Annotated in this window: 7 protein-coding genes, 2 tRNA genes and 1 pseudogene; 1 reads left to right on the forward strand and 9 read right to left on the reverse strand. The window is 58.7% G+C overall.

Going from position 1 to position 9,739, the window contains the following annotated elements; all coding sequences use genetic code 11:
- Positions 1-1,079 (reverse strand): ABC transporter substrate-binding protein (locus ABT23_RS14175; protein ID WP_296636689.1); only part of this gene is annotated, 1,079 nt, incomplete at its 3' end.
- 74 nt (positions 1,080-1,153) lie between these two features.
- Here ABT23_RS14175 and fabI point away from each other — a divergent pair.
- A complete protein-coding gene (fabI, locus tag ABT23_RS14180) occupies positions 1,154-1,933 on the forward strand; it encodes an enoyl-ACP reductase FabI (protein WP_296636692.1) in 780 nt (259 codons plus the stop codon).
- 65 nt (positions 1,934-1,998) lie between these two features.
- On the opposite strand, the gene ABT23_RS14185 is transcribed toward fabI, so the two are convergent.
- The 8 genes and pseudogenes from ABT23_RS14185 to ABT23_RS14220 all read right to left on the reverse strand — a co-directional run.
- On the reverse strand, positions 1,999-3,894 hold the full coding sequence (locus tag ABT23_RS14185) for a SurA N-terminal domain-containing protein (RefSeq protein WP_296636694.1): 1,896 nt from the start codon (positions 3,892-3,894) through the stop codon (positions 1,999-2,001).
- A 165-nt stretch (positions 3,895-4,059) separates the two neighbouring features.
- Positions 4,060-4,136: transfer RNA gene (locus tag ABT23_RS14190), tRNA-Asp, on the reverse strand.
- 59 nt (positions 4,137-4,195) lie between these two features.
- A tRNA-Val gene (locus ABT23_RS14195) sits at positions 4,196-4,271 on the reverse strand.
- Positions 4,272-4,333: 62 nt separating this feature from the next.
- On the reverse strand, positions 4,334-4,606 hold the full coding sequence (locus tag ABT23_RS14200) for an HU family DNA-binding protein (RefSeq protein WP_296636700.1): 273 nt from the start codon (positions 4,604-4,606) through the stop codon (positions 4,334-4,336).
- 148 nt (positions 4,607-4,754) lie between these two features.
- Complete coding sequence (lon, locus tag ABT23_RS14205; RefSeq protein WP_296636703.1) at positions 4,755-7,172, reverse strand: endopeptidase La; 2,418 nt, start codon at positions 7,170-7,172, stop codon at positions 4,755-4,757.
- A gap of 117 nt (positions 7,173-7,289) precedes the next feature.
- Positions 7,290-8,564 carry an ATP-dependent Clp protease ATP-binding subunit ClpX gene (gene clpX, locus ABT23_RS14210; RefSeq protein WP_296636706.1) on the reverse strand — a complete coding sequence of 425 codons (1,275 nt, stop codon included), beginning with the start codon at positions 8,562-8,564 and terminating at the stop codon, positions 7,290-7,292.
- A gap of 13 nt (positions 8,565-8,577) precedes the next feature.
- On the reverse strand, positions 8,578-9,234 hold the full coding sequence (gene clpP, locus ABT23_RS14215; protein ID WP_296636709.1) for an ATP-dependent Clp endopeptidase proteolytic subunit ClpP: 657 nt from the start codon (positions 9,232-9,234) through the stop codon (positions 8,578-8,580).
- Positions 9,234-9,739: pseudogene (locus tag ABT23_RS14220) on the reverse strand (trigger factor); the annotation flags it as partial. The gene clpP and the pseudogene ABT23_RS14220, both read right to left, overlap by 1 nt.

Here is a 9,739-nt window from a genome sequence, read left to right on the forward strand (position 1 = left end):
TGCAGAAACTTGCTCCAGTAAGGGATGGTTTCCTTTTCCAGACTGAACACAGCCTTGTCCACGAACGGCAGCGGCTTGCCCGCGTCCGCCAGCAGACCCGCTTGGCGATCCACCGCATCACCGTCCTCGGGATAGGTTTCGCCGTGATAGTAGGGATTCTTCGTCAACACCATGCGGCGGTTGGGATCATTCTCTGACAGGTAGTAAGGGCCAGTCCCGACCGGCTGCCAGTCCAGAGTCAGGTTGTTGTCCGCCATACCCGGCTGCGCGTAGAAAGCGTCGGCCTCCCACGGAACAGGCGCAAAAAATGGCATCGCCAGCCAATAGATGAACTGCGGGTATTTCCCCTTGATGTGAATTCGATACGTATAGCGATCCACCACTTCCGCACCCGCCAGCGGAAAATCATTCAAGTTCAGCTCCATGCCGGGATGCGCCCTGGATACCTTCTCCAACGTGTCGCCGAGCGCTTTCAGGCCAACGATGTGTTCCGACATCAGCCCAAAAATCGGTGAACTCAAGCGGGGATTCGCCAGCCGCTTGATCTGGTAGACATAGTCGGCCGCAACGAGTTCGCGGGTGCCTGTCTGTGGAAAGTCGCTGATCTGCGTCTTGTCCTTCAGCGCGGCCACGTCCAGTGCATGATAGAGAAAGCGGCCCGTGGCATCCCGTGCAAATGCCGGGTGCGGCTGATAGCGGATGCCAGGACGGATCCGGATCTCGTACACGCTTTCGGCGATGGCTGTGGCGGGTGCATCATCGGCAAGCGGCTGGCCAGCCGCGTCGAAATAGCGCGGCTTGGGCACGGCCTCGGCCGTCAGCGGGATCAGCGTATACGGGCGCTTGAGGAAATGGTACTGCAGGGGCGGTTCGTAAATCTGCCCGGTAAATTCGGCTTCGTTCGAACTGTAAGAACGGGCCGGATCGAGATGTTTGGGACGTTCGGAAAACGCGCTGTACAACACATTGGCGTGCGCATCGGTGTCGGGGTAGGGATTGTTCCAGCTGTCGGAGCAGCCTGCCAGCAGGCCTATCCCCAGCAAGCTGATCCTCAATAAAATTGCCCCGATACGCACCATGGCGCCAGTGTACCCAAGCGCGCCGTCAACGTCAGCCGTTATAATCCGGAGCAACTCAACTCTTCGAGACCATCATGGGATTTCTTGCAGGAAAACGTTTGCTGATCACCGGCGTGATATCCAATCGTTCCATCGCCTACGGTATCGCCTCGGCATGCAAACGCGAAGGCGCCGAACTGGCCTTCACTTATCAAGGTGATCGCATCAAGGATCGCGTGACCGATTTTGCCAAGGAATTCGGCTCCAGCCTGGTGTTTCCGTGCGACGTCGGCAGCGACGAGCAGATCGACGCACTGTTCGCAGAACTCGGCAAACACTGGGACGGCTTCGACGGCCTGGTTCATTCGATCGCGTTTGCGCCAAAGGAGGCCCTGGCCGGCGACTTTCTTTCCGCTGTCACCCGGGAAAACTTCCGCATTGCCCACGACATCAGTTCCTACAGCTTTGCCGCATTGGCCAAGGCAGCCTTGCCCATGATGGAAGGCCGCAAGGCAGCGCTGTTGACCCTGTCCTATCTGGGTGCGATCCGATCGGTCCCCAACTACAACGTCATGGGCCTGGCCAAGGCCAGCCTGGAATCCAACGTGTACTACATGGCGCAAAGCCTTGGGCCCAAGGGTATCCGCGTCAACGCGGTGTCGGCCGGTCCAATCAAGACGCTGGCCGCCAGCGGTATCGCCAACTTCGGCGAGAAGCTCGACCTCGTCGCCCAGAATGCGCCCCTCCGCCGCAACGTGACGATAGAAGAGGTCGGCAATGCTGCAGCCTTCCTGCTATCCGATCTGGCATCGGGGATTACAGGCGAAATCACCTATGTCGACGCCGGGTTCAACTCGACCGCAGGCGCAGAATAATCCCACTCCGTGGACCAATAAAAAACGCGCACAAGGCGCGTTTTTTATTGCCATGCAACCGCGCGTCATCTACCTTCGATCGCATTCGGCTGGATTTTGACTTTCTGGCCTGCGGTGATCAATGCCAGCATCGCCTTCATGTCCGCGCGCTGCTGCGCCTGCGTCACGCCGGAGGAGACCGACGCCAGCAACGCAGGATCCGGTGTGCCCGCCTCCACCACGCGACTGATCCGCACGATCCGATATGAGCCATCAGGCCGCGCGAACCCCGTGTAGGCCGGCAGCTTGTCGGTATTCGCCCGGAATACCGCTTGGATGCCGGCTGCATCCAGCTCGGCAAACGGCTGACGCCCCACCACCTTGAACGCCGACCAGTTCAAACCCGCTTCATTGCCCTTTTCAAGCGTTTTGATGGTCGCCTCGCCCTTCTGGGCCAACAGCTTGGCGCTCTGCTCGGCACGCAGCCTGGTCTCGATCGCCGCGGATACTTCTGTCAACGGACGCAGCCGGGCCGGCCGATGATCGATTACCCGCGCCGCCACCAGCATACCGGGTTGCACCTCGATGGCTTCGGTGTTCTGCTTCGACTTGATCGAGTCCGGACTGAACAGCGCGGCCGACAATGCGGCATTGTTGAATGGCGGCGGTGCCGTCTTGGCGCTCATCCAGTCGCTCTGCCTGATGCTGAGCTTGGCTGCGGTAGCGGCAGGCTGCAGGGACTGCGCGTTTTCATAGACCAGGTTGCCAAAGTTGTCGGCCAGGCCCGCAAAGACTTTTTGCGCCTGCTGTTTGCGCAGTTCATCGACGACCTCGGCGCGTACCTCGTTCAGCGGCGCCAGCTTGGCAGGCTGGATGCCATCCAGCCGGATGATGTGATAACCGAAATCGCTTTCGACCGGTCCCCGGATTTCGTGAGGCTTCATGCTGAATACGGCATCCTCGAAGGGCTTGACCATCATGCCGCGAGCAAAGCTCCCCAGGCTGCCATCCTGTGCGGCCGAGCCCGGATCCTGCGACTCGGTACGTGCCAGTTCGGCAAAGCGTTCCGGCGCTTTCTGCAGGATCTGAACCAGCTCGGTCGCCTTGGCCTTGGCCTTGGCCCGCGTTGCGGCGTCGGCATTCTTATCCACCGCAATCAGGATGTGGCTTGCACTGCGTTGTTCAGGCCGCCCAAACTTCGTCGCATTGGCCGCATAGTAGTCGGCTACTTCCTTGTCGCTCACCGCGATACCGGCCGCCACGCTGGCCTTGTCCAGCACCAGATATTCGGCGCGGATCTGTTCAGGCTCGGTGAATTCTGCTTTATGGGCCGCGTAATCACGTTCCACGTCGGCTTGCGTGACCTTGACGTCCGAAGCCACGGTGGAGGCCGGCAGGTCGGCCCAGGCGATTTCACGCTGTTGTGAGACCAGGCGCGCAATCTGCGTCAGCGAGGTATTCGACGGAAAGGCCGCGAGCGTCACCGGACTGGCTACGACCTCCAACATGAATCCCTGACGCAACTCGTTTTCAAAGGCTGCCGGCGTACGGCCATTCTGGCGCAAGACCGCTTCATAACGCTGCTGGGAAAATTTGCCGTCCTGCTGGAATGCCGGAATCTGAGCGAGCACGGAGGCAAGATATGCATCGGGCGCCAGGAATTTGTTTTTTTGCGCATCCAGCAACAAGGCCTTGCGCTCGATCAGGCTGTCGAGCACCTGTTTGCGGAAATCGGCGCGCTCCGGGACAGCGGGATCGAACGCAGCCCCCAGCGCCTCGCGCATGCGATCGGTCTGCGCCTGGATTTCCCGTGCCAGTTCTTCGCGCGAAATCCCCACATCGCCAACCTCGGCGACCATGCCGCCGCTTTTGTCGCCCCTCATGTAGGAGTCCACGCCAAACAGGGCGAAGGTGATTGCAATCAAGGCCAGTATGGCTTTGGCCAGCCAACCCTGTGCATGCTTGCGGATTGCTTCGAGCACGGTCTTTTACTCCGAAAAAAACGTCAGCGCGGATTTTCGCGCACTTTGCGCTTCGCGTCTCGCCCTGGTGCGATTAAATATGGTCGCCATGAAATGGGGCACGAGAAAACCCAAGACATGGAATGCAAATGAAAAAAGGCGAACTCGCGTTCGCCTTTTTGGTGTTGGCGGAGTGGACGGGACTCGAACCCGCGACCCCCGGCGTGACAGGCCGGTATTCTAACCAACTGAACTACCACTCCCTTGTGCTGCAAAAACTGTACTGCCTAGTACTCGACCGCTTATTTTTTTCTTACCCGGCTGGTGGGTGCTGAGGGGTTCGAACCCCCGACATTCGCCTTGTAAGGGCGACGCTCTACCAGCTGAGCTAAGCACCCGACAAAGACCAAAATTCTACAACATTTTTTTCGACCCTGCCAAGCACTCGCGGACTTTATTATTAATTGATGGCGTCTTTCAGGCCCTTACCGGCGCGGAACTTCGGCACTTTCGCGGCTTTGATCTTGATGCTTGCGCCGGTACGCGGATTACGGCCAGTACGTGCGGCACGCTTACCCACATAGAAGCTGCCAAAACCCACCAGCGTCACCATGTCGCCCTTCTTCAGCGCTTTCTTGACTGCCTCGACCGTTGCGTCCAGCGCACGACCCGCAGCAGCTTTGGAAATGTCAGCCGAGTCAGCGATGGCGTCAATCAATTCGGATTTGTTCACGTGTTGTCCCCTTCACTCAAGTGGCACAGGAAGACCCTGTGGCCGCTTTTATAGCAACCCGCAAAACCTTGTGTCAAGCGGTTTCCCGGGCAGTTGACAAAAAAATCCCGCGACTGGCGCGGGATTCGGACGAGTGGTTGAAAAATACCTAGTGTTTAAGCGCCGCGGCGGCGGTCCCGTCTTCTTCCGGCACAGCTATTGCCGGCGCGTCGGCTTCAGGTTCGTCCTGCAAGGGCTCGGGCGCATGTTCCAGTGCCAATTCAAGAACCTGGTCGATCCACTTGACCGGATGGATGTCGAGCTTGTTCTTGATGTTGTCCGGAATCTCGGTCAGATCCTTCACATTTTCCTGCGGAATCAGCACCGTCTTGATGCCGCCGCGATGTGCCGCGAGCAGCTTTTCCTTCAGGCCACCGATCGGCAGTACCTCGCCCCGCAACGTGATCTCACCGGTCATGGCCACGTCGGCTCGCACCGGAATTCCGGTCAGGATCGACACCATCGAGGTGCAGATTGCGATACCGGCGGACGGACCGTCTTTCGGCGTCGCACCTTCCGGCAGGTGGATGTGGATGTCGCGCTTCTGGTAGAAGTCTTCCTGAATCCCCAGTTTGCGGGCACGCGAACGCACCACGGACAGCGCAGCCTGAATCGATTCCTGCATCACTTCGCCAAGCTTGCCGGTCGTGGTCATCTTGCCGCGCCCAGGCAGCGAAACCGCCTCGATTGTAAGCAATTCGCCGCCCACCTCGGTCCAGGCCAGTCCCGTCACCTGTCCCACCTGGTTGTTCATCTCCGCGATACCGAAACTGAAGCGCCGGACGCCGAGGTATTTCTCCAGATTGCGCGAAGTGACCGAGATCTTGCTGCTCTGTTTCTTCAACAACAGGGCCTTGACGGCCTTGCGACAGACCTTGGAGATTTCACGCTCCAGGCTGCGCACGCCGGCTTCGCGCGTGTAGTAACGCACGATGTCGCGTATGGCCGACTCGGCAATGGCGAGTTCGCCTTCCTTGATGCCGTTGACCTTCAACTGCTTGGGCACCAGATAGCGCTCGGCGATGTTGATCTTCTCGTCCTCGGTGTAGCCCGACAGGCGGATCACTTCCATGCGATCGAGCAGCGGCGCAGGCAGATTGAGCGAGTTCGCGGTGGCGACGAACATCACGTCGGACAGGTCGTACTCGACCTCGATGTAATGATCCTGGAAGGTGTGGTTCTGCTCGGGATCGAGCACTTCCAGCAGGGCCGAGGATGGATCGCCACGGAAGTCCTGGCCCATCTTGTCGACTTCGTCGAGCAGGAACAGCGGGTTCTTCACGCCGATCTTGGTCAGGCTTTGCAGGATCTTGCCCGGCATCGAGCCAATGTAGGTACGACGATGGCCGCGAATCTCGGATTCGTCGCGCACGCCGCCCAGCGCCATGCGCACGAACTTGCGATTGGTCGCGCGTGCGATCGATTGGCCCAGCGAGGTCTTGCCGACGCCAGGCGGCCCCACCAGGCACAGAATAGGCGCTTTCACCTTGTCGACGCGTTGCTGCACCGCAAGGTATTCCAGGATGCGTTCCTTGACCTTGTCGAGGCCGTAGTGGTCCTGGTCGAGGATTTTCTCGGCCTTCACCAGATCCTTGCTGATCTTGGTCTTCTTCTTCCATGGCAGGCCGACCATCGCTTCGATATAGCTGCGGATAACGGTGGCTTCAGCCGACATCGGCGACATCATCTTCAGCTTCTTCAGCTCACCCATGGCTTTGGCTTCGGCCTCCTTGGACATGCTGGCCGTCTTGATGCGCTTTTCCAGTTCCTCCAGTTCGGCCCCTTCCTCGATGTCGCCGAGTTCCTTCTGGATCGCCTTCACCTGTTCGTTCAGGTAATACTCGCGCTGGCTCTTCTCCATTTGCCGTTTGACGCGGCCACGGATGCGCTTCTCCACCTGGAGGATGTCGAGTTCGCCTTCCAGCAGGCCGAGCAGATGTTCAAGGCGCTTGTTGACGCCGATCATCTCCAGCACTTCCTGCTTCTGTTCCAGTTTCAACGGCAGGTGCGCAACGATGGTATCGGCCAGGCGGCCACCCTCGTCGATGCCCGACAGCGAAGTCAGAATCTCCGGCGGGATTTTCTTGTTCAGTTTGACGTACTGGTCGAACTGCGTCAGCAAGGCGCGGCGCATGGCTTCCACCTCAACCAGCTCTTCGCCTTCGGCAGGCAGAATCTCGGCGCGCGCAGCCAGATGCGTCCCTGCATCGGTCACTTCCAGCACGCGGGCGCGCTGATTGCCTTCGACCAGCACCTTGACCGTGCCATCGGGCAGTTTCAACATCTGCAACACGGTGGCCACACTGCCGGTGTCGTAGAGGTCCTCGGGTGTGGGATCATCCTGCGCGGCTGTCTTTTGCGCGACCAGTAGGATGCTCTTGCCGGACTCCATCGAGGTTTCCAGCGCCTTGATCGATTTCGGGCGGCCGACAAACAACGGGATGACCATATGGGGGAATACCACCACATCCCTAAGCGGCAACAGCGGCAGGTCGATCTGTTCCTTGGATATGTTGTCGCTCATCATGATTTCCTGGTAAGGGTTAAGGAAAGGATGCGCGGCACTCAACCACGCTCATCCATAATTGGGGGGCATAGTTTGGAATTCAAGATGGCTGACAGGTTCCCTATCAGCCATCCGGGTTCAGGCTCCGGCAGCCAGCGGCTGCTCGTCCTGATCGGAGTAGATCAGCAAGGGCTTGCCGTCGCCGCTGATCAGGCCGTTGTCCACCACCACTTTGCTGACCCCTTTGAGGGAAGGCAGGTCATACATCGTGTCGAGCAGGGAATGCTCGATGATCGAACGCAAACCGCGCGCGCCGGTACGGCGCGCCAGTGCACGCTTGGCAATGGCGTTCAACGCATCCTCCCGGAATTCCAACTCGACGCCTTCCATCTTGAAGAGTTTGATGAATTGCTTGGTCAACGCATTCTTTGGCTCGGTCAGAATCTGAACCAAGGCAGCCTCATCCAGTTCATCCAAAGTCGCAACAACCGGCAAACGTCCGACAAATTCGGGGATCAGGCCGTATTTGATGAGATCTTCAGGTTCGACCTGATGCAGCAATTCGACATCGCGCTTGGTCTCGTCGACATTCTTGACCTGCGCACCGAAGCCGATGCCACCTTTCTCGGTACGGCCACGGATGACCTTTTCCAGTCCGCTGAATGCGCCGCCGCAGATGAACAGGATATTGCTGGTGTCGACCTGCACAAATTCCTGATTCGGGTGCTTGCGCCCGCCCTGCGGCGGCACCGAAGCGGTGGTGCCTTCGATCAGCTTCAGCAGTGCCTGCTGCACCCCTTCGCCCGAGACGTCGCGGGTGATCGAGGGGTTGTCGGCCTTGCGCGAAATCTTGTCGATTTCGTCAATGTAAACAATGCCTTGCTTGGCCTTGTCGACATCGTAATCGCATTTCTGCAGCAATTTCTGAATGATGTTCTCGACATCTTCGCCGACGTAACCGGCTTCGGTCAGCGTAGTCGCGTCGGCGATCACGAAGGGCACATTCAGCAGACGCGCCAGTGTTTGCGCGAGCAGGGTTTTGCCTGAGCCGGTCGGTCCGATCAGCAGGATGTTGCTCTTGGCCAGTTCCACCTCGCCCGTGCTCGAATTGCTGCGCAGGCGCTTGTAGTGATTATAAACCGCCACCGCCAGCGCTTTTTTCGCCTGGCTCTGGCCAATCACATACTGATCCAGAATGCCGCTGATCTCGTGCGGCGTAGGCAGATCGGAACCTGCACCGCCCTTTTGGTTGTCCGCCTGCTGGATTTCCTCGCGGATGATGTCGTTGCACAGCTCGACGCATTCATCGCAGATGAATACTGACGGCCCAGCAATCAGCTTGCGTACCTCATGCTGGCTTTTGCCGCAGAAGGAGCAGTATAAAAGTTTGTCGCCCGAGCCTTTGTCCGCCATGCCAGTTCCTTGCTTAATTGCCTGATGCCTCAATGCGGCTGGTCAGCACCTTGTCGACCAGCCCGTACTTCACTGACTGTTCCGCACTCATGAAATTGTCACGATCTGTGTCACGTTCGATCACGTCCATGCTCTGCCCGGTGTGCTTGGCCAACATGTCGTTGAGGCGCGCCTTCAGATAGAGGATTTCCTTGGCGTGGATTTCGATGTCCGACGCCTGTCCCTGGAAGCCGCCCAACGGCTGGTGAATCATCACGCGCGAGTTCGGCAGACAGTAGCGTTTGCCCTTGGCGCCCGCAGTCAATAGGAAGGCGCCCATGCTGGCCGCCTGACCGATGCACAAGGTGGACACGTCCGGCTTGATGAACTGCATCGTGTCGTAGATCGCCAGTCCCGCCGAAACCGAACCGCCTGGCGAGTTGATGTAGAAATAGATGTCTTTGTCGGGGTTTTCCGACTCCAGGAACAGCATCTGCGCAACCACCAGGTTGGCCGTCGCGTCATTCACCGGGCCTACCAGGAAAATCACCCGTTCCTTGAGCAGGCGCGAGTAGATGTCGTAAGCGCGCTCGCCACGGCCGCTTTGCTCGACGACCATGGGCACCAGCCCTAAACCCTGCGGCTCGAAAGGCTGCGAATTGGAAATACCGTGTTCAAAATCAATACGCATCAGGCACGTCCCATCAATTCTTCAAAAGAGGTTGTCACGTCTTCCACTTGGGCCTGACCTGCGACCCATGCTACCACATTCTCTTCCAGCGCTAGGGACTCGATCTCCTGCATCCGTTCCGGGCTCTGGTAATACCACTGCACAACCTGCTCCGGCTCCTCGTAGCTCTGCGCCTGTTCCTGGATCAGATTGCGAATCTGCTCGGGCTGGGCCACCAGCTTGTGCGCCTGCACGATCTCGGCCAGGATCAGGCCCAGACGCACGCGACGTTCTGCCTGTCCAGTAAACATATCGGCAGAGAGCTTCATGGTCTGAACCCCGCGCGACTGCATATCTGCCTCGGTCATTTTCATCAGTCGCCCGGTTTCCATCGCCACCAGACTCTGCGGCAGATCCAGCGTACTTTTCTGCAACAGCAACTCCATCGCCTGCTCTTTCAGTTTGGTCTGTACGCGGCGCTTCGCTTCACGCTCCAGATTGGACTTCACTTCGGCCTTGAGTTTCT

The organism is Thiobacillus sp. SCN 63-57, from assembly GCF_001725555.1.
Classification (GTDB): Bacteria; Pseudomonadota; Gammaproteobacteria; order Burkholderiales; family Thiobacillaceae; genus Thiobacillus.

What these genes read in the sequence shown, in the direction of transcription:
- clpP (WP_296636709.1), bottom strand. Translation starts at nt 9,234, where the DNA reads ATGCGTATTGATTTTGAACACGGTATTTCCAATTCGCAGCCTTTCGAG.
- lon (WP_296636703.1), bottom strand. Translation starts at nt 7,172, where the DNA reads ATGATGAGCGACAACATATCCAAGGAACAGATCGACCTGCCGCTGTTG.
- fabI (WP_296636692.1), top strand. Translation starts at nt 1,154, where the DNA reads ATGGGATTTCTTGCAGGAAAACGTTTGCTGATCACCGGCGTGATATCC.
- clpX (WP_296636706.1), bottom strand. Translation starts at nt 8,564, where the DNA reads ATGGCGGACAAAGGCTCGGGCGACAAACTTTTATACTGCTCCTTCTGC.